This is a genomic window from Microbacterium sp. 05T445 (genome assembly GCF_056395865.1).
Window position 1 is genome coordinate 1,414,473 of record NZ_JBFTKJ010000001.1, and the last position, 26,751, is coordinate 1,441,223.

Annotated in this window: 25 protein-coding genes; 10 read left to right on the top strand and 15 right to left on the bottom strand. The window is 71.1% G+C overall.

Features of this window, described 5'->3' with window-relative positions; genetic code table 11:
• Positions 1-102 precede the first annotated feature (102 nt).
• Positions 103-1,350 (bottom strand): alpha/beta fold hydrolase, encoded by a 1,248-nt coding sequence (locus AC1DDU_RS06815; protein WP_477432377.1) that lies wholly within the window; start codon positions 1,348-1,350, stop codon positions 103-105.
• Between the two features lie 93 nt (positions 1,351-1,443).
• Here AC1DDU_RS06815 and AC1DDU_RS06820 point away from each other — a divergent pair, with 93 nt between their 5' ends.
• Positions 1,444-2,019, top strand: coding sequence for a putative immunity protein (locus tag AC1DDU_RS06820; RefSeq protein WP_477432379.1), 576 nt, complete (start codon positions 1,444-1,446; stop codon positions 2,017-2,019).
• Positions 2,020-2,071: 52 nt separating this feature from the next.
• Here AC1DDU_RS06820 and AC1DDU_RS06825 read toward each other — a convergent pair whose 3' ends face one another.
• Positions 2,072-3,601, bottom strand: a complete 1,530-nt coding sequence (locus tag AC1DDU_RS06825) for an MATE family efflux transporter (RefSeq protein ID WP_477432381.1) — start codon at positions 3,599-3,601, stop codon at positions 2,072-2,074.
• A gap of 308 nt (positions 3,602-3,909) precedes the next feature.
• On the opposite strand from AC1DDU_RS06825, the gene AC1DDU_RS06830 reads away from it, so the two are divergent.
• Complete coding sequence (locus AC1DDU_RS06830; protein WP_477432383.1) at positions 3,910-4,326, top strand: hypothetical protein; 417 nt, start codon at positions 3,910-3,912, stop codon at positions 4,324-4,326.
• Complete coding sequence (locus AC1DDU_RS06835; protein ID WP_477432385.1) at positions 4,277-5,260, top strand: HNH endonuclease signature motif containing protein; 984 nt, start codon at positions 4,277-4,279, stop codon at positions 5,258-5,260. The genes AC1DDU_RS06830 and AC1DDU_RS06835 overlap by 50 nt, the downstream gene beginning before the upstream one ends.
• Before the next feature lie 45 nt (positions 5,261-5,305).
• Here the strand turns inward: AC1DDU_RS06835 and AC1DDU_RS06840 are convergent, their stop codons facing one another.
• Positions 5,306-5,902 carry a CueP family metal-binding protein gene (locus tag AC1DDU_RS06840; protein WP_477432387.1) on the bottom strand — a complete coding sequence of 199 codons (597 nt, stop codon included), beginning with the start codon at positions 5,900-5,902 and terminating at the stop codon, positions 5,306-5,308.
• Between the two features lie 46 nt (positions 5,903-5,948).
• On the bottom strand, positions 5,949-6,866 hold the full coding sequence (locus tag AC1DDU_RS06845; RefSeq protein WP_477432388.1) for an EamA family transporter: 918 nt from the start codon (positions 6,864-6,866) through the stop codon (positions 5,949-5,951).
• A gap of 73 nt (positions 6,867-6,939) precedes the next feature.
• Between AC1DDU_RS06845 and AC1DDU_RS06850 the strand changes: the two genes are divergently transcribed.
• Complete coding sequence (locus tag AC1DDU_RS06850; RefSeq protein ID WP_477432390.1) at positions 6,940-7,851, top strand: LysR family transcriptional regulator; 912 nt, start codon at positions 6,940-6,942, stop codon at positions 7,849-7,851.
• A gap of 15 nt (positions 7,852-7,866) precedes the next feature.
• On the opposite strand, the gene AC1DDU_RS06855 is transcribed toward AC1DDU_RS06850, so the two are convergent.
• Positions 7,867-8,538: a FadR/GntR family transcriptional regulator gene (locus tag AC1DDU_RS06855; protein ID WP_477432392.1), complete on the bottom strand. Its 672-nt coding sequence runs from the start codon at positions 8,536-8,538 to the stop codon at positions 7,867-7,869.
• 112 nt (positions 8,539-8,650) lie between these two features.
• Here AC1DDU_RS06855 and AC1DDU_RS06860 point away from each other — a divergent pair, with 112 nt between their 5' ends.
• Positions 8,651-9,892 carry an MFS transporter gene (locus AC1DDU_RS06860; protein WP_477432394.1) on the top strand — a complete coding sequence of 414 codons (1,242 nt, stop codon included), beginning with the start codon at positions 8,651-8,653 and terminating at the stop codon, positions 9,890-9,892.
• On the opposite strand, the gene AC1DDU_RS06865 is transcribed toward AC1DDU_RS06860, so the two are convergent.
• Both AC1DDU_RS06865 and AC1DDU_RS06870 read right to left on the bottom strand, forming a co-directional pair.
• Positions 9,893-11,131: an amidohydrolase gene (locus tag AC1DDU_RS06865; protein ID WP_477432396.1), complete on the bottom strand. Its 1,239-nt coding sequence runs from the start codon at positions 11,129-11,131 to the stop codon at positions 9,893-9,895.
• Positions 11,132-11,179: 48 nt separating this feature from the next.
• Positions 11,180-11,710: a VOC family protein gene (locus AC1DDU_RS06870; RefSeq protein ID WP_477432398.1), complete on the bottom strand. Its 531-nt coding sequence runs from the start codon at positions 11,708-11,710 to the stop codon at positions 11,180-11,182.
• Positions 11,711-11,882: 172 nt separating this feature from the next.
• On the opposite strand from AC1DDU_RS06870, the gene AC1DDU_RS06875 reads away from it, so the two are divergent.
• A complete protein-coding gene (locus tag AC1DDU_RS06875; RefSeq protein ID WP_477432400.1) occupies positions 11,883-14,318 on the top strand; it encodes a transglycosylase domain-containing protein in 2,436 nt (811 codons plus the stop codon).
• Between the two features lie 23 nt (positions 14,319-14,341).
• Here the strand turns inward: AC1DDU_RS06875 and AC1DDU_RS06880 are convergent, their stop codons facing one another.
• Together AC1DDU_RS06880 and dnaB are read right to left on the bottom strand one after the other, a co-directional pair.
• Positions 14,342-14,908 carry a dihydrofolate reductase family protein gene (locus tag AC1DDU_RS06880; protein ID WP_477432402.1) on the bottom strand — a complete coding sequence of 189 codons (567 nt, stop codon included), beginning with the start codon at positions 14,906-14,908 and terminating at the stop codon, positions 14,342-14,344.
• 146 nt (positions 14,909-15,054) lie between these two features.
• A complete protein-coding gene (gene dnaB / locus AC1DDU_RS06885; protein WP_477432404.1) occupies positions 15,055-16,428 on the bottom strand; it encodes a replicative DNA helicase in 1,374 nt (457 codons plus the stop codon).
• A 604-nt stretch (positions 16,429-17,032) separates the two neighbouring features.
• Here dnaB and AC1DDU_RS06890 point away from each other — a divergent pair.
• The 3 genes from AC1DDU_RS06890 (at position 17,033) to AC1DDU_RS06900 (ending at position 21,252) form a co-directional block, all read left to right on the top strand.
• Positions 17,033-18,001, top strand: a complete 969-nt coding sequence (locus tag AC1DDU_RS06890) for a hypothetical protein (RefSeq protein ID WP_477432406.1) — start codon at positions 17,033-17,035, stop codon at positions 17,999-18,001.
• A gap of 126 nt (positions 18,002-18,127) precedes the next feature.
• A complete protein-coding gene (locus AC1DDU_RS06895; RefSeq protein ID WP_477432408.1) occupies positions 18,128-19,669 on the top strand; it encodes an LPXTG cell wall anchor domain-containing protein in 1,542 nt (513 codons plus the stop codon).
• A 308-nt stretch (positions 19,670-19,977) separates the two neighbouring features.
• Positions 19,978-21,252 carry a GNAT family N-acetyltransferase gene (locus AC1DDU_RS06900; RefSeq protein ID WP_477432410.1) on the top strand — a complete coding sequence of 425 codons (1,275 nt, stop codon included), beginning with the start codon at positions 19,978-19,980 and terminating at the stop codon, positions 21,250-21,252.
• 78 nt (positions 21,253-21,330) lie between these two features.
• Here the strand turns inward: AC1DDU_RS06900 and rplI are convergent, their stop codons facing one another.
• The 6 genes from rplI to AC1DDU_RS06930 all read right to left on the bottom strand — a co-directional run bounded on the left by rplI (position 21,331) and on the right by AC1DDU_RS06930 (position 25,468).
• A complete protein-coding gene (gene rplI / locus AC1DDU_RS06905; protein ID WP_477432412.1) occupies positions 21,331-21,783 on the bottom strand; it encodes a 50S ribosomal protein L9 in 453 nt (150 codons plus the stop codon).
• Positions 21,784-21,794: 11 nt separating this feature from the next.
• Entirely contained in the window at positions 21,795-22,049 is a 255-nt protein-coding gene (gene rpsR, locus AC1DDU_RS06910; protein ID WP_045301896.1) for a 30S ribosomal protein S18, read from the bottom strand.
• A 66-nt stretch (positions 22,050-22,115) separates the two neighbouring features.
• On the bottom strand, positions 22,116-22,637 hold the full coding sequence (locus tag AC1DDU_RS06915) for a single-stranded DNA-binding protein (protein WP_477432414.1): 522 nt from the start codon (positions 22,635-22,637) through the stop codon (positions 22,116-22,118).
• A 5-nt stretch (positions 22,638-22,642) separates the two neighbouring features.
• On the bottom strand, positions 22,643-23,011 hold the full coding sequence (gene rpsF, locus AC1DDU_RS06920; RefSeq protein ID WP_018173635.1) for a 30S ribosomal protein S6: 369 nt from the start codon (positions 23,009-23,011) through the stop codon (positions 22,643-22,645).
• 109 nt (positions 23,012-23,120) lie between these two features.
• On the bottom strand, positions 23,121-24,272 hold the full coding sequence (locus AC1DDU_RS06925) for a CaiB/BaiF CoA transferase family protein (RefSeq protein WP_477432416.1): 1,152 nt from the start codon (positions 24,270-24,272) through the stop codon (positions 23,121-23,123).
• The gene (locus AC1DDU_RS06930; RefSeq protein WP_477432418.1) at positions 24,269-25,468 is read right to left on the bottom strand and encodes an acyl-CoA dehydrogenase family protein; all 1,200 of its coding nucleotides are present in this window, start codon (positions 25,466-25,468) and stop codon (positions 24,269-24,271) included. The genes AC1DDU_RS06925 and AC1DDU_RS06930 overlap by 4 nt, the downstream gene beginning before the upstream one ends.
• A 46-nt stretch (positions 25,469-25,514) precedes the next feature.
• Between AC1DDU_RS06930 and AC1DDU_RS06935 the strand changes: the two genes are divergently transcribed.
• Positions 25,515-26,717: a hypothetical protein gene (locus AC1DDU_RS06935; protein ID WP_477432420.1), complete on the top strand. Its 1,203-nt coding sequence runs from the start codon at positions 25,515-25,517 to the stop codon at positions 26,715-26,717.
• Positions 26,718-26,751 lie beyond the last annotated feature (34 nt).

Genomic DNA, 26,751 nt, shown 5'->3' on the forward strand with positions numbered 1-26,751 from the left:
CTCTCCGACGGCGCGCCCCGTCCGCGTCAGCGGTGGGTCAGCCTTCGCGCGTGATCTCGGGCAGCTGCCAGGTCTTGTCGAACCAGGGCGGCCCCTTCCGCGTCAGCGCACGCTGCCGCCGTGCGCGATGTCGATGAGGCGCCCCAGCACGTCGCCGGAGCGCAGGCCGTTGTGCTCGTGCTCGCTGGTGACCCAGGGCGTGACGCCCGGCATCAGGCGGGCGGTCTCCATCGAGAACTCGAACGGCACGTACACGTCGTTGACGTAGACGGCGGCGGCACCGCGGGCGTCGGATGCCGCGATCGCCGCGGCGTCGTAGAGCTTCGGCCACGCGAAGTCGGCCAGTTCCCGCGTCACGTCGGCCCACGGCTGGAACCCGGGCACGGTGTCGAGCCACTCGCGGCGCACGTGCTCGCCGGTGAAGAGCGTCGGGTCGTCGCGGAAGTCGGCGGGTTCGGTGCGCTCGGCCGACCACGAGGTGGCGTGGCCGTCGGCGTAGCTGGACTCGTGGAAGACGAAGTACAGCGGATTGCGCGCGTCGAACGGCATGGCCGCGGCGAGATCGTGGCGGAACGCGTTCGAGCGCGGGTCGAGCTCGAGCAGGCTCCACACCGTCTGCCAGCCGTCGTTCGTGCCGAGCGCCGAGCCCACCGAGCGCACGCGCGACACGGAGGCGACCTCCCCGCCCGGGAGCACGATGCCACCCTCGGCGGCGAGGTCGACGATCCGCCGCATCGCGTCGCGGTGGGCGGGGAAGCGACGGTAGTACCGCTCCGACGCGTCGCGCATCTTGTCGTAGGCGAGGGCGTAGACGTCGTCGGGGTGCCGGCCGACGGCGCTCAAGCCGCCGGTGATGTAGACGTGGCGGAGGGAGGCGGCATCCGTCGACAGATAGGCCAGGGTGGTGAACCCGCCGAAGGACTGCCCCAGGACGCTCCAGGTCTGGGCGCCCAGGTGCTGCCGCACCGCCTCGCAGTCGCGCACGATCGCGTCGGCGCGCAGATGCGTGATGTACTCGGCGAGCTCCGACGTGCCCCGCTCGAGGTCGCCGTCGCCGACGGGCGTCGAAAGCCCCGTGCCGCGCTGATCGAGCAGCACCACGCGGTACTGCGCGAGCGCCGCGTCGAGCCAGTACGGCGACGAGGGGGAGTGGAACGCGCGCGGCGCCTCGTGCCCCGGCCCGCCCTGGAGGAACACCAGGTACGGCAGGCTCTCGCCGCCTTGGCGGGTGACGACGGCGGCATGGATGTCGATCGTGCGGCCGTCCGCCGGGTCGGACCACACCAGGGGAACGGTGAGGATGTGGTCGTCGATGGTCAGATCCTGCATGCGGCGCGTCGTCACGGACATGCCTACGAGCCTAGGGGCGCCCCTCGACACCGTGCGCGGCCGCCGGACGGCCCGATCGGCCCGCCGGCCGCGGGAGCGCATCACAATGAGGGGATGCCGATCCTCCCCGCCCAGCGCGATCCCCGGTTCATCACGATCCGGCGCGGCGGCGCGCTGACCGACGAGCACCATCGCCTGCTCGCGGAGTGGGCCGCCGTGTGCGCGGAGCACGTGCTGCCGCTGTTCGAGGCCGAGCGACCGGGCGACACCCGCCCCCGCGACGCGATCGCGCGCGGCCGGGCGTGGATCCGCGGCGAGGTGCCGATGAAGGCGGCGCACCAGCAGGCCTTCGTGGCCAACGCGGCCGGGCGCGATCAGCCCGACCCGGTGAAGTTCGCCGCACTGGCGGCAGGCCAGGCGGTCGCCGTCGCGCACGTCCCGGCGCACGAGCTCGGCGCGGCGGCCTACGCGATCAGGGCGGTGGCGGCGGAGGCCTCACGCCGGGCGGCTCCAAGCGACGCGCCGGTCACGCCTGGAGGGGGCGTCGGCACCGTCGTGGCGGAGGCCGAGACGGCGCGGCTGCGGGAACGGGACTGGCAGCGCGCGCAGCTTCCCGCAGAGATCCGCGACCTCGTGCTCGACGACCAGCGGCTGCGCAGCGCGATCTGCTGGAACGTCTTCGACGACTGACCGTGGAGAGGGCGGATGCCGCTGGGCGCGGCATCCGTCCTCCCCGTCGTGATCAGTCCTTCGGCTCGCCCGCGCGGCTGCGTGCGCGAGACCGTCCGGCCGGGAAGAGCCGGCGGCGCGGTCGGCCTGCGGTCTGCGTCATCGTCGGCAGCACGATGGGCGCCGTGACGACCGCGTCGACGGTCATCGACCCGTCGACCGGACCGATGACGGGGATCGGCGTCGTGGGCGTCATGACGGTCGGCGTGATCGGCGTCTTCGCGAGCTTGCGGTGCGCGTGGAGGTACGCCGGCACGAGCACGACGACGGCACCGAACCAGGCGAGCGGGTTGCTGGCCGCGACGCCGATGAAGCCGAAGATGCTCCCCAGGATCACGGCGGCGCCGACGCGCATGAACAGCTCGACCACACCGGTGACGGTGGGGATCAGCGCATGGCCGAGGCCCTGCAGCGCGCCGCGCAGCACCAGGAGGATGCCGAGGATCCAGTACGTCGCACCGTTGATCGCGAGCATCTGCGCCGCGAGGTCGACGACGTCGCTCGAGCCGTCGCCGACGAACAGCCGGACGAGGACCGGACCGAACGCGATGAGCACGCCGCCCAGCACGAGGGCCGCGCCCACCGCGATCCACGTCGCCTGCGTCACGCCGCGACGGATGCGATCGGGGCGGCCGCCGCCGTGGTTCTGCGCGACGTACATCGACACCGCGAGCCCGAGCGACATCAGCAGCGCCACCGCGAGCCCGTCGACGCGGGATGCCGCCGTGTAGGCGGCGACCTTGCTCGCTCCGAGCTGGTTGAGCGCGACCTGGACCGCCAGCGTGCCGATGGCGATGATCGACGCCTGGAACCCCATCGGCAGGCCGAGCCGCAGGTGCTCGACGACCTCGGCGCGGCTGACGCGCCAATCGGGGCGGTGGACGTGGAGCACCGGCATCCGGCGCCGCACGAACTCGAGGCACAGCAGCACCGAGACAGCCTGCGACACGACAGTCGCCAGCGCCGCGCCGCCCACCCCCCAGTCGAGCGGGCCCACCATGACGATCACGAGACCGACGTTGAGGATGCACGCGAGTGTGAGGAAGACGAGGGGGGTGCGGGAGTCGCCGATGGCGCGGATGATCGCCGACAGGTAGTTGAAGAACATCATCGCGCCGGCGCCGAGGAAGCTGATCTGCGCGAAGACGACGGCATCGTCCATGAGCTCTGCGGGGGTCCGCAGCAGCTCGAGGAGCGGCGCCGCCAGCAGCGGCGCACCGGCCGTGAGCAGCACCGTGCACAACCCGGTGAGGATCGTGCCCGTCGCCACCGACCGCCTCACGGCCGCGAAATCACGCGCGCCGAAGGCCTGCGCCGTCGGGATCGCGAACCCCGACGTCATGCCCCACGCGAACCCGAGCAGCAGGAAGATCATGCTCCCTGTCGCGCCGACCGCGGCGAGCGCATCGACGCCGAGATGGCGTCCGACCACGATCGCGTCGATCACTTGGTACAGCTGCTGGACGATGTTGCCGATGAGCAGCGGGACGGAGAACAGGAGGATGACGCGCCAAGGGCGGCCCGTCGTCAGGGCGGTGGTCATTGAGGGGCGACTCTCGAACGAGAAGGAGAAGCAGAGACGGATGCCGGTGGGCAGACGATCAGTGTATCGAATCGATTCGGGGCTTCGCTGGACGAATGTCGGGGATTCGGGGGTGGATTTCCTCGGGTTCTCGTTCTTTTGTTCTGGTCCCCATCCACGGATGCTGCTAGCATGTAGATCAGAGATTCGATAGATGAGCGGCCCCTGTGGATCTGGGGCGAAGGCGGGTGCGGCGAGAGCCGCTGAATCAGCGTCCGGGTGATGTGCGGAGTCTCTCCTGCGTCCCGTCCCGCGTCTGCGAGCCCACCATGCCTGCGATCTCGTCGTCCGACCCCGGTGCCGCCGAGGGCGTGCCACCGGAAATCATGCGGTCCGAACGGGTGGTGGACGCATTCGAGCTCGGACGACGGCGGCGCGCCGCGGAGGATGCCGCGGAGATCCGTCTGCTTGCCGCCGCGGCGGCGACCGTCGCGACGCCGCCCGGGGCGACTCCCGAGCAGGTGCGGCGCGCCGACGTCGACCGTCGGGCCCTCGTGGCCGATCTGGCGACATCGGCACGCGTGTCCGAGTGGACCGTGCAGCGGCTGCTGGCGGAGTCCGCGGACCTGTGCATCCGGTTCGCCGCGGGTGTCGACGCCCTCGCGCGGGGGGGACGTCTCGCGGCAGCACCTCGGCGTGATCCACGACGCCGGCGATCGGATCGACGACGACCGTCTTCGCGCTGAGTTCGTCGCGATCGCCCTCGATCGCGCGTCGTCCCTCACGCCGGGACGACTGGCTCCGGCGTTGCGAGCCATCGCCGAGCGCTTCCTCGAGCACACGCTCGACGAGCGGCACGAGGATGCCTCGGCTCAGCGCGGCGTCGAGGTCGTCGACCTCCGCGACGGAATGGCGGCTCTCACCGCGGTGCTTCCCGCGACGCTCGCCCACGGCATCCATGACCGCCTCACGCAACAGGCCCGGTCGGTCGTCGCGGCGCGCGAAGAGGCGGACGGGGACGACCGCACGATGGGCCAGTTGCGGGCGGACGTGCTCACCGACACGCTGCTCACCGCCGGTCCCGGCCGATGCGTCGCCGGCGACGGGCTCGACGCGATCCGCGCGACCGTGCAGGTCACCGTTCCCGTGCTCACGATGACCGGCGCGTCGAACGAGCCGTGCCTTCTCGCGGGGTACGGGCCCATCGACGCGGATACCGCCCGGGCGCTGGCCCGCGGCGCGTCGGGGTGGGAACGCGTGATGACCTCACCGGTGACCGGAGGTGTGCTGGCCGTCGACCGATATCGTCCCGGTGCCGAGCTCTCGCGGTTCCTCGCGGCGCGCGACGAACGGTGCCGGTTCCCAGGCTGCCGCCGACCGGTCTGGCGCTGCGACGTCGACCACACCATCGATGCTGCCTTCGGCGGCCCCACTGCCCACTCGAACCTCGCCCACCTCTGCCGCCGTCATCACACCCTGAAGCACGTGACGGCGTGGACCGTCGCGCAGGTGTCGCCGGGTGTCCTGGTGTGGACGAGCCCGACCGGGCGGAGGCACACGGACCGCCCCGAACCCGTCGTGAGGTTCGTCCCCGACGACAACGGGGTCCGGCGCCGGATGCATGAGCCCTGGCTGTTCGCGGACCACCATCCGCCCGGTGCGGCTGTCGCACCGTTCTGAAGCCCGGAGGACGCGTGTCCCCGTGCGCTGTCGACGACTCAGCGATCAGGCGAGTTGGAGCGTCGTCAGACAGGTCGGGTCGTCGGCATGGGTCGAGATCTCCGCGGTCGCCGATCGCCCCTCGGCGGTGATCGTGAGCACCGCGTCGATGCCGGCAGGCAGCCAGAGGCCCACGAAGCCGTTGTCGAAGGTACGCGCGCTCTGCGACATGACGGTCTCGCCCGTCGCGGCATCGACGACCGAGATCTCGACGTCGGTGTTGCGCAGTTCGCCGAGGCAGGTGGTGAGGCTGTGGAAGAAGCACTCGTGCGTGCCGTCGACGTACGGCGCGACCGAGAGATAGAAGAGGTCCGCGGGCATCGGCAGCGACCGCTCGCCGGCGGCATCCTGCACGACCAGCTCGCCCGGCCGCACCGACGCGACGACCCCTTCCGGGCGATCCTCGACGCGGGTGGCGTCGAGCCGGTCGATGACCGCGCGAGCGTCCGTGCCGACTGAGCCGAGATCGAGCTCCGACGCCTGCTCCGGCTGGCCCGTCGGGTTCGCCATCCCGCTGCAGCCGGACAGCACCGTGGTCAGGGCGATCGTCGCTGCGACAAGGCCGCGGGCGGATCGGCTACGAGTTCTCCACGACGTGTCCACCCGTCGAGCATACCCCGGTCGGGTATACGACCCACGCCTTGGGCCCTCAGCCGTCGCGGCCGGCCAGGACCGCCCGCTCCACACGCGGTCGCCGTCGGGGACCGCGCAGACCGGTGACGAGCACGCCGCCGACAAGGAGGATGCCGCCGCCGACTTCGGCCGGGGTGGGGACCTGTCCGAGCAGGAGCGCGGCGGAGGCCATCGCCACGACCGGTGCGAGCAGGACCCACGGCACGACGGCGGCAGAAGGGTTGCGAGCGAGCAGACCGTTCCAGATCGAGTAGCCGACGATCGTGCACAGCACCGCCGTGTACAGCGTCGAGACCGCCGACTGCCAGCCGAACGCGGCGATCCCCGCACCGATCGCCTCGGGCCCCTCCACCACGAGCGACAGCAGCAGCGCGGGGACGGGCACGACCAGCGCCGACCACACGGTGAGCGACAGCGAACCCAGCCGCCCCGCCCCGACGACGACGCCGGCACGGCGCGAGATGACGTTGCCGATCCCCCACGAGAATGCCGCGGCGAGCGCCAGTGCCACCGCGAGCGCGGGAGCGTCGCCGCCTCGGCCCGCGGCCACGATCGCGAGCCCGACGATGCCGAGCCCGACGCCGACGATCTGCGGCGCCGTCGGGCGCTCGCGGAGCACGGCCGCGGCGATCAGGATCGTGAACACCGCCTGCGCCTGCAGCACGAGCGCCGCGAGGCCCGGCTGCAGACCCAGCGCCATCGAGGTGTAGAGAAGCCCGAACTGCCCCAGGCTCATGAAGAGCCCCACGCCGATCACCGTGCGCCATGAGGTGCGCGGACGAGGGACGACGAAGACGGCGAGCGCGACCACCAGGAAGCGGATCGCGACGAACAGCAGAGGCGGGACCCCCGTCATCCCCCAGTCGATCACGACGAAGTTGAATCCCCAGAAGGATGCCACCACCGCCGCCAGGATCATGTCGCGCCTCGTCATGCCTCCTACTCCATCGCTTCGATGGATGAAGAACAAGCGATGCTTTTCTCATGAAACCGTATAGCGTTGCTTCATGATCGACCTGGAAGCCGTGCTGTCGCTTCGCGCGGTCGCCACGCAGGGCAGCGTGGTCGCCGCCGCGACGAGCCTGGGCTACACCCCGTCCGCCGTATCGCAGCAGGTCAAGCGACTCGAGCGCGAGACCGGCATCGCGCTCCTCGAACGCGCCGGGCGCGGCGTCATCCTCACCGAGGCGGGCACCCGCCTCGTCGTCGCGTCCACTCCGATCCTCGCCGACCTCGAACGCCTTCGAGCCGATCTCCAGCTCACCGCCGGCGCCGACGACCGAGTGGTGGGCGAGATCCGGCTGGCGGCGTTCTCGACCGTCGTGCGCGGCCTCGTCATCCCCGTCCTGAGCGATCTGGCACGACGCCACCCCGACCTCACGCTGCCCATGCGTGAGAGCGAGCCGTGGGAGACGATCGCGCTGGTCGCCTCAGGTCAGCGCGATCTCGGCATCGTGCACCGGTGGGGCGGCGTCGCCCTCGCGATGCCGGACCACCTCGTCTCGACCCCGCTGTTCACGGACGTCGCCGACGTCATCCTGCACCGCGACCACCCGCTCGCGGGCCGCGCGGAACTGCACCCCGAGGAGCTCGCACAAGAGCAGTGGGTCGCGACGTTCGAAGCGACGATCTGCCGCCAATGGCTCCGACGGCTCTTCGACGGCGTCCCCAACGCGCCGCGCATCGCGCACGAGTCGATGGAGTTCCAGAATCACCTCGAGCTCGCGCGCGCGGGCCGCGCGGTCGCGTTGGTGCCGCGGCTCGGCCGCGGCGACATCGGCCCCGACCTGGTCGCGATACCGACCGTCCAGCCCGCCTCTACCCGTGATGTGCTCGCCGTGCACCGCCGAACGCAGGAGGATTCCCCCGCCCTGCGCACGACGCTGGACGCCTTCGTGGAGCACGCGCGCGGCATGTGACCGTGTCAGGGCGCTTCACTCGAAAGCGAACTTCAGAGTGCTGAGGTGCGCCCGGCTGAGCTCGGACGCCCGGCGGGAGTCGCGGTCGGCGATGGCGTCGACGACGACGGCATGAGCGGCCTGGTCGGCCTCGTGGGACGCGGTCGGCCGGATCTTGAGCATGTCGACCATCGCGGTCCGCACGCGCGGGACGAACCCGTCGAAGAGCTCGACGAGCACCTCGTTGCCGGAGGCCGCGACGATCAGCCGGTGCAGGGCCATGTCGGCGTCGACGTGCGGCTCCGGAGCGGTATCGGCGGCGGCGCGCGCCGCCAGCGCGACGCGCATCGCGCGCAGCTGCGCGGGCGTGCGACGCTCCGCGGCGAGCGCGGCAGCCTCGGCCTCGATGGCGATGCGCGCCTCCAGGACCGTCGTGATCGAAGCCCGCCGCAGTACGGTGTCCCACTCCTCGGCGGTATCGAGCGCGGTGACGAAGACGCCCGCGCCCTGGCGCGAATCGAGCACGCCCTTGCCCGCGAGCTCCCGGATCGCTTCGCGGACCGTCGAACGCCCGACACCGAGCTGCGCGGCAAGCGTCGTCTCGCCGGGGAGCCGCTGGCCGAGCGCGAACTCACCCGCCCTGATGCGCCCGAGCAGGATCTCGGCCGCCTGCACGGCCAGCGGGGCACGATGCACGATCGAGGCCATTCACGTCCTCCGCTTGTCTGATGCGCACTCTTCGAGCGCACCTCGAGCATAGTCCCGGCACCGCGGTCGTCGACTTGACTTGTCAACTTGTCTGAGGAGTAAGGTGGCGCGCATGACTTTTTCGAGCCCCGCCCTCGCTCCGGACCGCGCGCGTTTCTGGTCGCTCGTCAGCACGCACCTGATGAACGACTTCCAGACCGGCGCAGCCGCGGCACTGCTGCCGTACTTCGTCATCGAGCGGCACTACGACTATGCGGCGGTCGCAGGGCTGACGCTCGCGGCGACCGTGCTGTCCAGCGTCTTCCAGCCGGTCTTCGGATGGCTGACCGATCGTTTCGCGCTCCGCCCGCTGGTCGTCATCGGGTTGCTCATCGCCGCGATCGGGATCGCGCTCGCGGGCGTGACCTCGGCGAACTACTGGCTCACGTGGATCGTCATCTCGATCTCAGGGCTCGGCGTCGCGGCGTACCACCCCGCCGCGACCGTGGCCGCGAAAGAGGCAGGCGGCGGAACCAACCGGTCGATGAGCATCTTCTCCGTCGGCGGCACCGTCGGGGCGGCGATCGCGCCCATCGCGGTCGGGCTGACCGTCGGCGTCGTGGGACTGCGTGGCACGCCGCTGCTGCTGATCCCGACGATCGTCGTGGCGCTGGTCTACCTCGTGCTGGCCCGCCGTGCGACCGTGCGAGCGGCGACCTCGGTGGGGGAAGGGCCGCGCGGCGGAGCATCCGTCCCGCTTCCTCGAGATCTGTGGGGGAGGTTCTCGTGGCTGCTTCTGATCGTGAGCCTGTGGTCGATCGCGTACGTGGGCGCCCGCTCGTTCGTCGCGCTCGACGTCATGGACCGCTTCGGCGCCAGTGCCGACATCGGCACCGTCGCACTCACCGTCTTCTCTCTGGCGGCGGCACTGGGCACCCTGGTCGGTGGCTTCTTCGCCGACCGCTTCGGACGCACCCGCGTGCTCGTGCTCGGGTACGCCCTCGCGGCGGCGGCGGCCGTGGGCTATCTCTTCGCTCCCGGCGAGGCCGCTGCGATCGTGCTCGCCGGTGTGCTCGGATGGGCGCTCTTCCTGCCGTTCGCGCTGCACGTGACGCTGTCGCACTCGTTCCTGCCACGGCACCTCGGTACCGCGAGCGGGGTCACTCTCGGAATGGCGACCGCGCTCGGCGGTCTGCTGACGCCGCTGCTGGGCATGCTCGCCGATCGCACGAGTACGCAGGCCGTGTTCGCGGTCCTCGCGGCCGCCATCGTCGCTGCGTTCCTGTGCTCCCTGTTCGTCCGCGAGCGCACGGATGTCACCGCTGAACCGGAGGTCGACGCGGTTCCGGATGCCGAGGCATCCGTCCCCCGTTGACTAGCCCATCCACGACGCGCGGTCGAAGCGCTCCCAGCGCTCGACGACGCGCGGCGCCTCGGCATCCGGTCGCGGCTCGAACACGGGACGACCCTCAATGAACACGCGCTCCACGCGCGACTCCACCGCGAGCGGATCGCCCGACCAGATGACGATGTCGCCGTCGCGACCCGTCTCGAGGGCGCCGACCCGGTCGTTCAGGCGGAGGATGTCGGCGGGGTTCGCGGTGAGCGCCTCGAGCGCCGTCGTCGCGGGAAGGCCTTCGCGCACCGCGAGGATCGCCTGCAGGCGGATCTGGTCGATGGGCACCACCGGGTGGTCGGTGGTGATCGCGACCTTCACGCCCGCCTCCGCGATGAGCGCCAGGTTGCCGATCGCGCGATCGCGCAGCTCGACCTTGGAACGCGACGTCAGCAGCGGGCCGAAGATCACCGGGATCTGCTTCTCGGCGAGCACATCGGCGATCTTGTGCGCCTCGGTGCCGTGGTTGACGACGAGGGTGTAGCCGAACTCGTCGGCGATGCGGATGGCCGTCGCGATGTCGTCGTGACGGTGGCAGTGCTGATCCCACAGCAGGTCGCCCGAGAGCACCGCGGCGAGCGTCTCCTTGCCGAGGTCGCGCTCGAACGGCTCGTCCTTCTCAGCGGCGGCGGCCCGCTTGCCGGCGTAGTTCTGCGCCGCCACGAACGCGTCGCGAAGGACGGATGCCACACCAAGCCGCGTCGCCGGGGTCTGGTTCTTGTCGCCCCACACCCGCTTGGGGTTCTCGCCGAGCGCCGACTTGACCGACACGTCGGTCGCGAGGACCTGCTCGTCGACCGTGCGGCCACCCCAGGTCTTGATGGCGACCGTGCGGCCGCCGATCGGGTTGCCGGAGCCGGGCTTGATGACCGCCGTGGTCACACCGCCGCGCAGCGCGTCGCGGAAGCCCTCCTCCTCGATGTCGATGCCGTCGATCGCGCGGAAGCGCGACCCGTTCGGATCGGTCATCTCGTTGGTGTCGTTGCCCGACCAGCCCTCGCCCTCTTCGTGGACGCCGATGTGCCCGTGCGCCTCGACGAAACCGGGGACGACCCAGCTGCCGGATGCCTCCACCACCGCCGCCTCGTCGGGCACCGCGGTGTCGGGGCCGCCGACGGCGGTGATGACCCCGTCGGTGACGATCACCGTGCCGTTCGGGATGGGGTCGGAGCTGACAGGGACGACGTAGCCGCCGGTGACGGCGAGGATGCGAGCCATGCTCTCCAACCTACGCCGGTCGCCGCCGCCCGCTCCGACCGGCCCCGCTCAGCGGGGCTGCTGCGGGGCGCTGGCCCTCCCCGCGCTCGAGCCGCTCAGCTCGGCGTCGAGCGACTCCTGCGCGTAGCGCATGTTCTCGGCGTAGACGGGCTGCTGCAGGCGCTGCCACATGACGTCCTCCGGCACCGTCTCCACCTGCTGCGTCACCCACCAGATGTTGCCGAACGGGTCCTTCACGCGGCCGCCGCGCTGGCCGAAGGCATTGTCGCCGAGCTCCGTCACGACGGTCGCGCCCTGCTCGATCGCCCGGGCGAACGCCCCGTCGGCGTCGGCCACCCACACACGCAGCAGGCTCGGCGTCGGCGGCCATTCCGGCCGGCGATCGAACGCGAGGACCACCGTGTCGCCGACGCGGATCTCGCCGTGACCGATCGACCCGTCCTCCGTCTGCACCCGGGCGAGCTCCTCGCCGTCGAAGGCGTACGCGATGAAGTCGAGCAGCGCTCCGGTGTCGTCGGTGACGACCCACGGCGCGACGGTCGAGTAGCCGGTCGGGGTCGAGGGGTCTGCAGTGGCCATTGTGGCGTCCTTTCGTCGGTGCTTCGAAGGTAGGCGGCATCCCGGACAGATCCTGTCCTCGACGTGGTGCGCGGCCGCACCGGGATCAGCGGGGTCCACGGCCGCAACGATCCCTCTCGCCAAACCTCTCCCGGTCTGTCATTCTTTGTCCCACCGCACATTGGAAGCTGTCGTGAAGCAACCATCAGAGGTTCCTTCGCCGGTCGCGCCCATACCGCCCTACCGGCGCACTTTCGCCGGGGTGCTCGGCGGCCTCACGGGTCTGGTGGCGCTCAGCGCGGTGGCGGGTCTGCTGATCGTCGCGCCCCTCGCCCCCGCCATCGCGATCTCCGGGCACGCGGCGAGCACCGCCGTCTCGCTGTTCGACGGACTGCCGAACTATCTGGCGATCGATCGACTGATGCTGCCGACGACGATCTACGCCCGCGATCCCGCCACCGGGACGGACGTCGAGCTGACGTCGTTCTACGACCAGAACCGCGTCCCGATCGCCTTCGACCAGGTCGCCGTCGTCATGTACGACGCGATCCTGGCCTCGGAGGATCCGAGGTTCTACGAGCACGGCGGCATCGACATCCTCGGCACGACCCGCGCGCTCATCAGCAACGTGCAGGGCGGAGCGACGCAGGGCGGCTCCTCCATCAGCCAGCAGTACGTCAAGAACGTGCTCGTGCAGCGATGCGAGCGGGATGCCGCCGCCACCGAGACCCGCACGCGCGACGAGGTGCTGCGGGCGTGCTGGCTCGACGCCACCGACGCGAGCGGGGTCGACGGTTACGAGCGCAAGCTGCAGGAGATCCGCTACGCCGTCCAGCTCGAGAAGGAGTACTCGAAGAACGACATCCTCCTCGGCTACCTCAACATCGCCAACTTCGGCGGCACGACCTACGGCATCGAGGCGGCGGCGCGCTACTACTTCAGCACCACGGCGGCGGGGCTCACGCTCGGGCAGGCGGCGACCCTGGCGGGGATCGTGCAGAACCCCAACACGTTCCGCATCGACCGCCCTACGGGGTCCATCACGGGCGGCGACGGGACCACCTACAACAAGGCCGCCGACGGTTCGGTCGATGACGTCGACCCCGGCACGCTCGCGGGCCTTGACACCCTGCTCGCGGACGGCAGGATCACCCCGGAGCAGTACCTCGCCGCCGGCGACGCCTACAGTGCGACCAAGGGGCGACAACTCTACGTGCTCGACCGCATGCGCGTGGACGGCCGCATCACCGACGACCAGTACGTCGCCGCGGCCATCGAACCCATCACGCCGGCGATCCAGCCCGCGCTGACGGGCTGCGCATCCTCGTCGGCGCCGTTCTTCTGCCAGTACGTGGTGAACACCGTGCGCTCCGACCCGGACTACGCGGGCGCGTTCGGGGCGACCGCGCAGGACCGTCAGCGATCGCTCACGCGCGACGGCCTCAACATCTACACGACCCTGGACCCGCGGCTGCAGAACGCCTCGCAGGACGCGATGCGGCGCTACGCGCCCGAGACGGCGGCCGGGATGGACTTCGGTTCGGCGTCGGTCAGCATCGAGGCCACGACCGGGCGCATCCTTGCCATCAGCCAGAACAACCTGTTCACCGAGGACCGCGACCTCGCGGCATCCAATCCGGCCTACACGTCGCTCGTCTACGCGGGAGACCTCGTCCACGGCGCCTCGAAGGGCTTCCCGACCGGGTCGACGTTCAAGCTGTTCACCCTCGTCGACTGGCTCGAGAAGGGGCACTCGCTGTACCAGACCGTCAACGGCAGCCTGCGGGTGATCCCACGACTGGCCGATCGATGCGAGGGCACGTGGATCAACCGCGAGAACCACGTCGTCCGCAACTTCGGGGGCGTGAAGGGGTACACCGGCACGCCGATGCAGTTCACCGCGCAGTCGCTGAACAGCGGGTACCTCGGCATGGCGGAGCAGCTGGACCTCTGCGACATCGAGGAGGTCGCGGCCCGCCTGGGCGTGACCCGCGGCGACGGAAGCCCCATCGACGTCGACGGTGCGGCGGCGATCATCGGCACCAACAACATCGCTCCGGTCGCCCTGGCGGCGGCGTACGCCACCATCGCGAACAACGGCGTCTACTGCGTGCCGCGCGTGATCGAGCGCGTGGTCGACGCGGACGGGACCGAACTGCCCGTCCCCGGCGACCGTTGCCACCAGGCGGTCAGCCCAGGGGTGGCGGCGGCGGCGGCGTTCGCGCTGCAGGGCGTCACGCGCTCGGGCGGCACGGGAGCCGCGGGCAACCCGAACGACGGCACGCCGCTGATCGGGAAGACGGGAACGCATGAGCAGTTCCAGACATGGTTCGTCGAGTCGAGCACACGCGTGACGACGGCGGCATGGGTGGGCAACGCCGATGGCTTCGGCGATGTGTTCCACGCCTCGTTCAACGGCCGGCTACTGTCGAGCCTCCGGCTCCCGATCGTCCGCGACATCCAGGTGGTCGCCGACCAGCTCTATCAGGGCGGAGGCTTCCCCCCGCCGCCCAGCGAGTTCCTGGGACGCCCGCCCGCTCCGCCGGCGCCCCCGAAGGCGCCCGATGACCAGCCGCCGCCGGACGACGGCCCGGGCGGTGGCGGCGGGGGCCAGGGCCCCGACCACTGATCCGACTCCCCGCGCGCCGCGCCTCAGGTCTCCGGAGGGCCGTCCAGCACGGTCGGGACGTACTCCAGCAGCTGGATCCGGCCGTCGAACGTGCGCGCCTCGACGAGGTCGAGGCGCACGTCGGGGTAGCCGTCGAAGATCCGATCGCTCCCGGTCGCGCCCGTGATGACGGGGAAGATGCCCACGCGATACCGGTCGACGAGCCCCGCCGTCAGCAGGGAACGGCACAGCGCGACACTGCCGAGGGTGCGCAGCGGCTTGTCGGAGTCCTCCTTCAGCTGCCGCACGAACTCGATCGCGTCGGTGCGCACGAGGGTCGAGTTGTCCCACGCGAGCGGCTCCTCGAGGGTGGCGGAGAAGACGTACTTGCGGATGCCTCCGAGCATGTCCGTGCCCGGTTCGCCTCCGGCAGTCAGTTCCGACATCACGCGGTACGTCGTGGCTCCCATCAGCAGCGGATCGTCCTTGTCGGGGGATTCCGCGAGCCAGCCGAGGTATTCGGGACCTTCCATGCCCCAGAAGCCCGGCCATCCTTCTGCGGAGCCGTAGCCGTCGAGAGAGATGATGAAATCGACCGTCAACGTCTGCACAGCAGCCTCCTTCGCGTCCGCCTCGCGGTCGCGCACCGGGATCGTCGTGTCGAGCGGATGCCTCCCGCCGAGCCTAGGCAGACGCCCGGCGAGACGGAAGCCCCTTCGGTTCCTCCTGCGGCGACCGGGATCGGATGCGACCCGAGCTACCCGAAGTCCCCCGGGGCCATGTCGGTGAAGCGCGAGAAGTGGCCCTGGAAGGCGACCGTGATCGTGTCGGTCGGACCGTTGCGGTGCTTGGCGACGATCAGGTCGGCTTCGCCGGCGCGCGGCGAGTCCTTCTCGTAGGCGGCCTCGCGGTGCAGCAGCACCACCATGTCGGCGTCCTGCTCGATCGAGCCCGATTCACGGAGGTCGGACAGCGCCGGCTTCTTGTCGGCGCGCTGCTCGGCCCCACGGTTCAGCTGAGACAGTGCGATGACGGGCACGCCGAGCTCCTTCGCGAGGAGCTTCAGCGCACGCGAGAACTCCGAGACCTCCTGCTGGCGCGACTCGACGCGCTTGCCCGAGGTCATCAGCTGGAGGTAGTCGATCACGACCAGCTTGAGGCCGGCGCGCTGCTTGAGCCGACGGCACTTCGCGCGGATCTCGACGAGCGTCATGTTCGGGCTGTCGTCGATGTACAGCGGTGCGTCGTTGATGCGGCCGCGGGTCGCCGCCACGGTCGTCCAATCGCGGGAGTCGAGCGTTCCCTTGCGCATCGACTGCAGCGGGATCGCGCCCTCGGCGCTGAGCAGGCGCATCGCGATCTCGCTGCGGCCCATCTCGAGCGAGAAGAAGATCGTCGGCATGTTGGCCTTGATCGCCGCCGAGCGGGCGAAGTCCAGCGCGAGCGTCGACTTACCCATCGCCGGTCGCGCCGCGATGATGATCATCTGGCCGGGGTGCAGGCCGTTGGTCAGCGAGTCCAGACCCGAGAAGCCGGTGGGGATGCCGGTCATCTGGCCGTCGCGTCCGCGCGCGGCCTCGATCTCCTCCACCGCCGCGTCCACGGCGATCGTGAGCGGTACGTAGTCCTCGGCCTGCTCGGCACCGGTGACCGAGTAGATCTCGGCCTGCGCGTTGTTGACGAGGTCGAGTGCCTCGCCCTGACCGGAGTAGCCCATCTGCACGATGCGGGTGCCGGCGTCGACGAGGCGACGCAGCAGTGCGCGCTCCGACACGATCGACGCGTAGTAGCCGGCGTTCGCGGCGGTCGGCACGATCGAGGTGAGCGTGTGCAGGTAGTCGGCGCCGCCGGCGCGCTGCAGCTCGCCGGTCTTGATGAGCTCGTCGGTGACGGCGACGACGTCGGTCGGCTCGCCGTGCGAGTAGAGGGTGAGTATCGCCTCGAAGATCAGCTCGTGCTTGGGCACATAGAAATCGGTGCCGCGCAGCGTCTCGATGACGTCGGCGACGGCGTCTTTCGACAGCAGCATGCCGCCGAGCGCGCTCTGTTCGGCCAGCAGGTCGTGCGGGGGAGTGCGCTCGAACTCGCGAGGCCCTCCCATGCGCTCTTCGGAGATGTCGGCGATCGACATAGGCTGTGCGCCCTCCTTATCGTTCGTTCACATCGTCCGAGTCCTGATGGTGTCTCGGGGGCGGCTCGCCGCGCGCACCGCGAACACACGGCATATAGCGGGATGCCGTGGCATCCCGCCCGCTGCCGCGTTCCCTCCACGCGATCTCCGGCCGTTCGCGTGCCGTGACGGCGCGCGCCCGAGTGGGCCGAACCCCACGCTAAGGATGGCCTCCGACAGACGCAACACGCCCTGTGGATAACTATGTGGAAAGCCTGCGCGAAACGCCGCGCTAGCTGTGAACAACCTCTGTGGAGAACTACCCGGCGTTCTGGGGGATATCTCACCGAAAACGCGTCTGATCAGGGTCTGCTGTTTTCACAGGCTGTGGAGAGAGATGCGGTTGAAGTTCGGGTTGAAGGTTTGGCGCCGGGCTGTGGGCTGTGCACAATTCCGGGACGGTGCCGATCGCGCGTGCGCGCGTACGCGCGCACGCGCGCGCGAGGGACCGAACCCGCAGATGCACCTGGACACCGCGAGCGCGGACCCGGTACCCTTCCAAGTCCAGGCACCCTCACGCACGATCCGTTCGGAACGTGCGGCTCATTCGTCGTGGGAGGTGAACGTGGAGATCGCAACCTCGCAGCTGCCGAGGATCGTGCGGCTGGCCCTCATCGGGGTCGGGACCGCGTTCGCCTGGATCGTCGTCTCGCTGGTCCTCGGCCTCGGGCTCGGGCAGGCGCACGCCGACGACACCGACGACGGTGGGCTTCTCGGGGGTGCGCTCGCCGCTGTGACCTCGGTCGTCGACAGGACCGCGTCGACGCTCACCGGCACCGTGACGACCGTCACCGCCGGCGTGACGGGCGCTGTGAACACTGTCGTGGCAGCGGCTCCCGCTCCCGTCCAGCAGCCGGTGAGTCGGGTCGTCCAGGCCGTCGGCACCGTCGTCACGACGGTGACGCATCCCGTGGCGGGCGTCGTCTCGGGCGGTGTCTTGAGCGGTGTCACCGAGCCGGTCGTGGACCTCGTGACCGAGGTTCCGGTCGTCGGAGGCATCGTGTCGGGTGCAGGCCTCGACGACGCGGTGAGAGATCTGGGCGGAACGGTCGACGACACGCTCGGCGCCGTCGCCGGCGCCGTGGACGACACTGGCGCGACCGTCGGCCGTCCGCCCGCGCCCGGTTCCCCCGGGCTCCCCGGCATCCCCGGGCTTCCCGACCTCGACCCGCGCACCGACGCGGACGACACCGGCGCGATCATTCCCGCCGGGCAGGCGGACGTGCCTGCGGCGGCGTCGCCGATCTTCGTCGGCGCGCCCGGCGCACACGGCATCGCATTCCTCGCGGTCGCGGGATCCGACGGCCCCGCCGTCACCGCGTCCACGGTGGAGGACGCCTCCGGTTCTCCGGGCGGCCCGGCGCTGCCCGCTTCGTCTTCTTCCGCGGGATCCGGTGGTTCGGGTCCCGGCGCCTGGGCGCTGGTCGCCCTCGGTCCTCTCGCCGCACACCGTGCCTGGGTGCGCCGAGCGGGGCCTGAGGACGAGCACGCGCCGCCGGCGCCTGTCGGCTCCACCGACGTCTCCCCCGACTGATCGGCTCCGCGCCGCCTTCGTCGCTCCCTCGGAGCCTCAGGTGGCAGAGCATCGGCGCGCCCTCACGCGCCGCGCAGCGCCTCTTCGCGCGCTGCGGAACCGATCGATCCACGAAGGGGAACAACCATGCGCACGTTCTACAAGCGCGCCCTCCTGGGCACGCTCCTGGCCGGCGGCATCACGCTGCTCGGCGCGACGGTCGCCAATGCGGCCGAACCTCCCACCGATCCCGGCCTGCTCTCGTCGGTGGTCGCGGACGACGGCCTAATCGACGCCGTGGTCGGCGACGGCATCGTCGACCCGATCCTGGGCGACGACGGCGCAGTCGCACCTGTGACCGACGCCGTCGGCGCGATCGTCGACACCGTCACCGGCACCACTGCCGGCACGACGATCGTCGGTACGGTCGTCGGCGATGCAGGAGCCCTCAACGACGTCGTCGGCGACGGCGCACTCGTCGAAGGGGGCACGGCCGGCGATCTCGCCTCCAACGTCGACGCGGTCCTCGACGATGTCGCCGCCGGCGACGCCCAGTCCGTCGGCACCGACCTCGGCACCACCGTGCAGGACCTCGGCTCCGACGTCGGCCAGACGGTGACGGATGCCGCCGCCGACGCCGACGACCAGGTCATCGACGGCCTCGTGGGCGACGCCCTCGCCGATCTGACCGGCGTGCTGTCGGGCGGCGATCCGGTCGCGGGCCTGGGTGACCTGGTCGAGCACGCGGGCGACAACCTCGCCGACGCGACCGACACGACCGGCCTGCTGGAGGATGCCCTCGACACGACGCTCGAGGGTGGGCCCACCTCGACCCCGGCGGCGCCCGTCGACGACGCGGACGGGCTGCTGACGGGCCTTACCGAGGACGACGGGCTGATCGACGGCCTGGTCGGCGACGGCGTCCTCGACCCGATCCTCGGCGATCAGGGTGCACTCGAACCGGTGACCGGTGCCGTGGGCGAGCTGCTCGACGGCCTGACCGCGACGACGGCCGGGACCGGAGTGCTCGACGGGCTGCTGGGCGAGGATTCGGGTCTGAACGATGTCGTCGGAGACGGCATCCTCGTCGAGGGCGGCCTGGTGGGCGACCTCGTCGACAACGCCGACAACACCGTCGACGACCTGCTCGACGGCGACCTCGGCGGAGTCGTCGACGATCTGGGAACCACGGTGGCCGACCTCGGCGCCGACGTCGGCACGACCGTGACGAACGCGTCGGAGAACGCCGCTGACCAGGTCCTGGGCGGCCTCATCGGCGACGCGCTCGGCGATGTCGGAGCCGTCGTGGGCGAAGCGCTCACGGGCGGCGACGTCCTGGGTGCGGTGTCGGATGCCGTGCAGGGCGTCGGCGACAACCTCGCGGACGCCGTGGACTCCACCGGCCTCGCCGACGATCTGCTGACCGATGTCCTCGGCGACACCGACCCGACCGACCCGACGGATCCGACCGACCCGACGGATCCGACCGACCCGGCCGGTCCCACCGACCCGGCGAACCCGACGAACCCCGGGGACGACGGCGGCGCCGTCGGATCGACGGCCTCGGCCGGCACGGCCACCGCACTCGCTGCGACAGGAGGAACGGGCGCGATCCCGTTCGCGCTGATGGGGCTGCTGCTCCTGGCGGCGGGCGCCATCGCGCGCGCGTCGCGGCGACGCTCCGCGTGAGTCGACGGGGCAAGTCGACGTTCCCCAGACGCCCTCGCCCCGACCCGCGTGAGCAGGCGGGAGGGCTCCCCAGGCCCTCCCGCCCCTGAACCCTTCCCGAAACCCCGTCTCGGCCGCGGTGTGCGGCTCGCCTGGACCGCACGCCGTGGCCGAGACGGCCGATGATCCGCGATCGCACGCGTCCGCCCTGCCTGGACCGGACACCGCGACGCGGATGCACCGAGCGGATGCCGCGACCCGGGGGGCTCGCGGCATCCGTTCCGTGCTCCCGGATTGCGCGGCCGATCCCCGCTCGACAGAGTGGAAGGATGCCGCTTCCCGAGCCCTACCGCCTCGCTCCCGTCGGATCCGAACGCCTCGACGACGTGCTGCGCCTGGACGTGTGGGCGTTCCCGACCGAGCTGACGGTCGCGAAGCTGCGCGAGCTGCCGAGCCCCCTCAGCTGGGACCGCACCTACGGGGTCGCGCGCGACGAGGACGAGGGGCTGCTCGCCGGCTTCCACGGCGCGTACCCGCTGCGGTCGTACCCGGTGCCCGGCGCCGAGGTCTCGTGCGGGTGGCTGACGTGGGTCGGCGTGCATCCCGGCCACCGCCGGCGCGGCATCCTCCGCGCGATGATGGAGCATCACTTCGCCGACTGCCTCGCGCACGGCGAGGCGATCTCGGGCCTGATGGCCGCCGAGACCCCGATCTACGGCCGCTTCGGCTACGGCATGGCCTCGACGCAGCTGAACATGACGATCCCCCGCGGGGCGGCGCTGCGCCCGGTGCCGGGTTCGGCCGACCTCGAGGTGACGCTGGAGTCGTGGGATGCCGCGGTCCACGGCGACGCCGTGGCCGGCATCCATCGCGACTATGCGCGGCTGCCCGCCGGGCTCGGGCGGCCCGGATGGGCTACGCGCGAGACGCCGGAGCTGCGCGCGTCGCGCGACACCGACGCGGCGGCCCTGCGCGGCGGCAAGGAGGCCCTGCGACTGCTGCTCGTGCGCGACGAGAACGGCGAAGCAGTGGCCTTCGCGACGTTCCGGCGCACGATGTCGTGGGAGCGGGCCGGCGCCGAAGGCACCGTGCACGTGCGCGAAGCAGTCGCGCTCACTCCTGCCGCTGCCCACCGCATGTGGTCGGTGCTGCTCGACCTCGACCTGAGCACCCGCGTGCAGATCGCCAACCTGCCGCTGGACGACCCGATCGTGACGCTGCTCGTCGACATCCGCCCTGCCGTCCCCGACTACCAGGACAACAGCTGGATCCGCATCGTGGACCTCCCCGCCGCGCTCGGCCAGCGGCGGTACGCGGCCGACGTCGACGTCGTGCTCGAGGTGGCCGACGCGATGCTCCCCGCGAACGGGGGCCGGTGGCGGGTGCACGCGGGAGCGTGGGAGCACGCCGAGGTGACGCGCACCGACGCCGAGCCCGACCTCGTGCTCGACGTACGCGAACTCGGCGCCGCGCACCTCGGCTCGATCACTCTCGCAGGGCTCGCCCAGGCCGGTCTCGTCGAGGTCCGCTCTCCCGAAGCACTGCGCGCGGCCTCGGCGGCGTGGTCGTGGCCGGTCTCCGCGGGCGCGAACTGGATCTTCTGACCCGGCGAACCGCCGGTCCGACGACGGATGCCGCGGACCCGTAGGTCCGCGGCATCCGTTTCGCCGTATCCCGGAGGATTACTTGGCGGCGACCACCTGCAGCGTGATCACGGCGGTGAGGTCGTCGCGGAGGCGGATCGTCGCCTCGTGCTCGCCCACCGACTTGATCGGGGAGGTGATGTGGATCTTGCGCTTGTCGAGGTCACCGAGACCCGCGGCCTTGACGGCCTCGGCCACGTCCACCGTCTTGACGGCGCCGAACAGGCGACCCTCGGCGCCGGCCTTGACGGCCAGGCGGACCTTGTTGGTCTCGAGGGCGTTCTTGAGCGCCACAGCCTCTTCGTGGTCGTGGATCGCGCGCGCCTCGCGAGCGGCGCGGATCGACGCCACCTGCTTCTCGCCACCGCGGGTCCACGCGACCGCGAAGCCCTGGGGGATGAGGTAGTTACGGGCGTACCCGTTCTTGACCTCGACCACGTCACCGGCGCTACCGAGCCCGGCGACCTCGTTCGTGAGAATGAGCTTTGCCATGTGGGTACTCCTTAGCGGCCAGCGCCGGCGTAAGGCAGGAGCGCCATTTCGCGCGCGTTCTTGATCGCCTTGGCGATCAGACGCTGCTCCTGCACCGAGACACCGGTGATACGACGGGCGCGGATCTTGCCGCGCTCCGAGATGAACTTGCGAAGCGTTGCGACGTCCTTGTAGTCGATGAGACCGACACGGATCGCCTTCGCGGGGGCCGCGTTCTTCGCGCCCTTCCGCGGCTTCCGGCGGTCGCCGGTTGCCTTTCCAGCCATGGTGTTTCCTTTACGTATTGATGATCGGATGCCTCGTGTTCAGGCATCCGGAATCTGCTTCTGAGATCAGAACGGGGTGTCGTCGCCGTAGGCGCCAGGGGCAGCCCATGCGTCGCCACCGCCGGCGTTCGACGAACCGGGCGTCGACCACGGCTCGTCGGCGACCTGCGCCGGACGGGACTGGCCGCCACCGCCGAAGTTGCCGCCGCCGCCGCCCGAGCCGCCTGCGGCGCGCGTGACCTGTGCGGTCGCGTAGCGCAGCGACGGGCCGATCTCGTCGACCTCGAGCTCGATCGCGGTGCGGTTGTTGCCCTCGCGGTCCTGGTAGCTGCGCTGCTTGAGGCGGCCGGTCGCGATGACCCGCATGCCCTTGGTCAGCGAGCCGGCCACGTGCTCGGCGAACTCGCGCCACACGCTCGCGCGGAGGAACAGCGCTTCGCCGTCCTTCCACTCGTTCGCCTGACGATCGAAGTTGCGAGGCGTCGACGCGATCGTGAAGTTCGCGACGGGGAGGCCGTTCTGCGTGTACCGCAGTTCGGGATCAGCCGTGAGGTTTCCCACGACGGTGATGATCGTCTCGCCGGCCATCTGCCTTACGCCTTCGCAGCCTTGGCGGTCTTGCGGGCGGCGCGCTCGTCGGCGCGCTGCTTCTCGGAGGCGATCATCGCGATCGCTTCCTCGGCGCGCAGGACCTTGGTGCGCATGATCTGCTCGCTCAGGTTCAGCTGGCGGTCGAGTTCCTGCGTGGTCTCGGCGGTCGCGGTGAAGTTGACGACGGCGTAGATGCCCTCGTTCTTCTTCTGGATCTCGTAAGCAAGACGGCGCTTGCCCCAGATGTCGATGTTCTCGATGGTGCCGCCGTCGGTCGTGATGACCTTCAGGAACTTGTCGAGGTTGGCGCCGACCTGGCGCTCGTCGATCTCGGGGTTCAGGATGACCATGAGCTCGTACTGGTGCGTCACTAACCCACCTCCTTCGGACTAGAACGGCTGTCGGGCATTTCCCGGCAGCAGGAGGGTGTGTTGCACGTCATCCGACTCACCGCGCATAGAACGCGTGCGGACAACCCTCCTATGGTAGCGGATGCCCGAGCAGGCGCCGAACCCACGCCCGGTCGGCGTCGGGCGCCGGTGGTGCGAGCGGGTACGAGGGCGGCGTTGCGGAGAGCGAGATCGGATGCCGAACCCCCGGCATCCGCTCGACGCCGGCGTGGGCGACGGGGTCCAGGCCCAGCGCCCGGGCACGGTCGAACGCGGCGTCCACGCCGAGGATCGGGGCGCAGGGCACGCCGGCGGCGCCGAGCAGCGCCTCCCATTCGGCGGCGGAACGCGCGACGAGGGCTGCGACGATCAGCGGTCGCAGCTCGTCGCGGGCGGAGCTGCGGTCGGCCGCGCGGGCGAAGCGGGCGTCGGCGGCGGCATCCGGGATGCCGAGCACCTCGCACAGCCGCCGGAACTGGCCGTCGTTGCCGACCGCGAGCACCAGCTCACCGTCGGCGGTGGGGAAGGGGCCGTACGGGAAGATGCTCGGGTGGTCGTTGCCGAGCCGCTGCGGCACCACGCCGGCCAGCGCGTACGCGCCGGACTGGTTCACGAGCGCCGACAGCGCCGACGACAGCAGGTCGACCTCGACGTGCTGCCCCTCGCCGGTGACGTCGCGGTGGCGCAGTGCGGCGAGCGCACCGATGCCCGCGTGCAGGCCGGTCACGACGTCGACGATCGCCACTCCCGCCTTGGCGGGGTCGCCGTCGGGCGACCCCGTCACGCTCATCAGTCCCGACAGCGCCTGGGCGAGCACGTCGTACCCGGGCAGTGCGGAGTCGGCGCCGAACCCGGTGATCGACACGTACACGACGCCCGGGTTCGCGGCGCGCACCGCGTCGTAGTCGAGCCCGAACCGCGCGAGGCCCCCGGGCTTGAAGTTCTCGATAACGACGTCCGCGCGCCGGGCGAGCGCGTGCGCGATCCCGAGGTCCTCGGGATCGTCGAAGTCCAGCGTGATCGCACGCTTGCCGCGGTTCACCGACAGGTAGTAGGTGGCGTCACCGTCGCGGGAGGGCGGCATCCAGTGGCGCGTCTCGTCGCCGGCGGGGCTCTCGACCTTGACGACCGTCGCACCGAGGTCGGCCAGCAGCATCGTGCAGTACGGCCCGGCGAGCACACGCGAGAAGTCGGCGACGATGAGCCCCGCCAAGGGACCCTGCGCATCCGGGGCGGCTGTCATCGGAACGCCCCGAGCCCGGTCAGATGCTGGCCGAGCACGAGCGTGTGCACCTCGTCGGTGCCCTCGTAGGTGCGCACCGACTCGAGGTTCGCGGCGTGACGGATCGGCGAGTTCTCCAGGAGCACGCCGTCGCCGCCGAGGATCGTGCGCGCCTCCCGTGCGATCTCGATCGCCTCGCGCACGTTGTTGAGCTTGCCGAGGGAGATCTGCGTCGGCGTCAGGGTGCCGGCATCCTTCGCCCGCCCGATCTGCAGCGCCACCAGCGCGCCCTTCTGCAGCTCCACGACCATGTCGACGAGCTTGCGCTGCGTGAGCTGGAAGCCGGCGATCGGCCTGCCGAACTGCTCGCGCCGCAGCGCGTGGCGCAGCGCGACCTCGTAGCTGTCGCGCGCGGCGCCCAGCGCGCCCCACACGATCCCGTAACGGGCCTCGTTGAGCGCCGAGAAGGGACCACGCAGTCCCCTCGCCCCGGGAAGGAGAGCGGATGCCGGCACCCGCACGTCGTCGAAGCGCAGCTCGGTCTGGATCGACGCGCGCATCGACCCCTTCGGCTCGAGCACGCCGACCTCGAAGCCCGGTGTGCCCGTCGGCACGATGAAGCCGCGGACGCCCTCGTCGGTCTGGGCCCACACGACCGTCAGCTGCGCGATCGAGGCGAGCCCGATCCAGCGCTTCGCACCCGAGATGACCCAGTCGGAGCCGTCCCGGCGGGCGAAGGTCTTCATGCTCGACGGATCGGACCCGGCGGTCGGCTCGGTGAGCCCGAAGCTGCCGATCGCCTCGCCCGCCGCCATCGGCGGAAGCCACTGCCGCTTCTGCTCCTCGCTGCCCCAGCGATGGATCGACCCCATCGCGAGCGACCCCTGCACCGACACGAAGGTGCGCAGGCCCGAGTCGCCGGCCTCGAGCTCGAGCGCGGCCAGGCCGTACTCGACGGCGCTGCGTCCGGGGCATCCGTACCCCTCGAGGTGCATGCCGAGCACGCCCAGGCGCCCGAAGGCGGGAGCGAGCTCGACGGGGAAGTGGGCGCGATCGAACCAGTCGGCGATGTACGGGCGGATCTCGCTGTCGACGAAGGCGCGCACGCGGTCGCGGGTGGCCCGCTCCTGGGCGCTCAGCATCCCGTCGATGCCGAGGACATCGGATGCCGCGCGCAGCGCATCGAGGTCGTCGGGGTCCCTGGGGGTGTCGGTCATGGCGCCTCCTCGCGTCCCCTCGATCTTGCCCGAGTACCGTGGTCGGGTGAGCGATTCCCGCGTCGTCCCCGGCCCCGCACCCTCGTCCGCGTTCGACGCCCGGCCGCTCGTGGAGCCGGTCGCGCCCGGCGTCGCACGCGCGTTCGTTCAGGAGCTGCGCCGCACCGGGCGCCTGCAGGGAACGTCCATCGGCGCCGTCCTGATCGTGGTGTTCGTCGCGTTGGCCGTGCTGCTGGTGTTCGGGTCGGTATCGGCCATGATCATCCCGGTCGCGCTGAGCGCGCTCAGCGAGGGCGGCGACGCGGCGGGCGGACTGGTGTTCGCGATCCTCCCGCTGCTGGTCGTGGGCATCATCGCCGCCGTCGCCATCACGCTGTTCGTGCGCGGCGCGCGCAGCGGCGACGAGCGCATGTACCGCCTCGACGGGTTCGCGCGCGCGAACGGCATGGGCTACCTGCCCCGGCTCGAGGACCCGCCGCTTCCGGGCATGATCTTCTCGCTCGGAAGCTCCCGGCACGCGGTCGACCTGGTCCGCGGCGACCGGCCCCGGTTCGTCGAGTTCGCGAACTACCGCTACACGACCGGATCGGGCAAGAACCGGCAGACCCACCACTGGGGCTACGTCGCCGTCAAGCTCGACGCGCCGCTGCCGCACATCGTGCTCGACGCGACCAGCAACGACAGCCTGTTCGGCTCGAACCTGCCGCTCACCTTCGGCAAGGACCAGCGTCTGAGCCTCGAGGGCGACTTCGACCGCCACTTCGCGCTGTACTGCCCCGCCGACTACGAGCGCGACGCGCTGTACCTGTTCACGCCCGACATCATGGCGCGCTTCATCGACAACGCCGCGGCGCTGGACGTCGAGATCGTCGACGACTGGCTGTTCCTCTACGCGCGGCGCGACTTCTCCACCCTCGACCCGCAGACGTGGGCGTGGCTGTTCTCGGCCGTCGGGGCCCTGCTCGACAAGTTCGCACAGTGGTCCCGCTGGCGCGACGACCGGCTGGCCGCGGTGGATGCCGCCGCGCTCGGTGCGGGTTCGCCTGTGGTCGCCCGCGACGCCGGCGGCGCGGCATCCGTCGTCCCGTTCACCCCGCCGCTGGATGCGCTGCGCCCGCCGCCGGGCGTCGCGGCGCAGGGCCGCCGCCTGCGCCAGCGTGTGCCGTGGCTGCCGATCGTCGTGGGCGGCGCGCTCGTGGTGTTCTGGATCCTGACGCAGACGGGCGCCTTCGGCCTGCTCTCGCGCTGACCCCCGCCCTGGGCCATGCCCACGGTCACGGTCA

What these genes read in the sequence shown, in the direction of transcription:
- AC1DDU_RS06930 (WP_477432418.1), bottom strand. Translation starts at nt 25,468, where the DNA reads ATGACCGACACCCCCAGGGACCCCGACGACCTCGATGCGCTGCGCGCG.
- AC1DDU_RS06900 (WP_477432410.1), top strand. Translation starts at nt 19,978, where the DNA reads ATGCCGCTTCCCGAGCCCTACCGCCTCGCTCCCGTCGGATCCGAACGC.
- AC1DDU_RS06845 (WP_477432388.1), bottom strand. Translation starts at nt 6,866, where the DNA reads ATGACGAGGCGCGACATGATCCTGGCGGCGGTGGTGGCATCCTTCTGG.
- AC1DDU_RS06815 (WP_477432377.1), bottom strand. Translation starts at nt 1,350, where the DNA reads ATGTCCGTGACGACGCGCCGCATGCAGGATCTGACCATCGACGACCAC.
- AC1DDU_RS06830 (WP_477432383.1), top strand. Translation starts at nt 3,910, where the DNA reads ATGCCTGCGATCTCGTCGTCCGACCCCGGTGCCGCCGAGGGCGTGCCA.
- AC1DDU_RS06860 (WP_477432394.1), top strand. Translation starts at nt 8,651, where the DNA reads ATGACTTTTTCGAGCCCCGCCCTCGCTCCGGACCGCGCGCGTTTCTGG.
- AC1DDU_RS06825 (WP_477432381.1), bottom strand. Translation starts at nt 3,601, where the DNA reads ATGACCACCGCCCTGACGACGGGCCGCCCTTGGCGCGTCATCCTCCTG.
- dnaB (WP_477432404.1), bottom strand. Translation starts at nt 16,428, where the DNA reads ATGTCGATCGCCGACATCTCCGAAGAGCGCATGGGAGGGCCTCGCGAG.
- AC1DDU_RS06865 (WP_477432396.1), bottom strand. Translation starts at nt 11,131, where the DNA reads ATGGCTCGCATCCTCGCCGTCACCGGCGGCTACGTCGTCCCTGTCAGC.
- AC1DDU_RS06850 (WP_477432390.1), top strand. Translation starts at nt 6,940, where the DNA reads ATGATCGACCTGGAAGCCGTGCTGTCGCTTCGCGCGGTCGCCACGCAG.
- AC1DDU_RS06895 (WP_477432408.1), top strand. Translation starts at nt 18,128, where the DNA reads ATGCGCACGTTCTACAAGCGCGCCCTCCTGGGCACGCTCCTGGCCGGC.
- rpsR (WP_045301896.1), bottom strand. Translation starts at nt 22,049, where the DNA reads ATGGCTGGAAAGGCAACCGGCGACCGCCGGAAGCCGCGGAAGGGCGCG.
- rplI (WP_477432412.1), bottom strand. Translation starts at nt 21,783, where the DNA reads ATGGCAAAGCTCATTCTCACGAACGAGGTCGCCGGGCTCGGTAGCGCC.
- AC1DDU_RS06855 (WP_477432392.1), bottom strand. Translation starts at nt 8,538, where the DNA reads ATGGCCTCGATCGTGCATCGTGCCCCGCTGGCCGTGCAGGCGGCCGAG.
- AC1DDU_RS06820 (WP_477432379.1), top strand. Translation starts at nt 1,444, where the DNA reads ATGCCGATCCTCCCCGCCCAGCGCGATCCCCGGTTCATCACGATCCGG.
- AC1DDU_RS06925 (WP_477432416.1), bottom strand. Translation starts at nt 24,272, where the DNA reads ATGACAGCCGCCCCGGATGCGCAGGGTCCCTTGGCGGGGCTCATCGTC.
- AC1DDU_RS06870 (WP_477432398.1), bottom strand. Translation starts at nt 11,710, where the DNA reads ATGGCCACTGCAGACCCCTCGACCCCGACCGGCTACTCGACCGTCGCG.
- AC1DDU_RS06915 (WP_477432414.1), bottom strand. Translation starts at nt 22,637, where the DNA reads ATGGCCGGCGAGACGATCATCACCGTCGTGGGAAACCTCACGGCTGAT.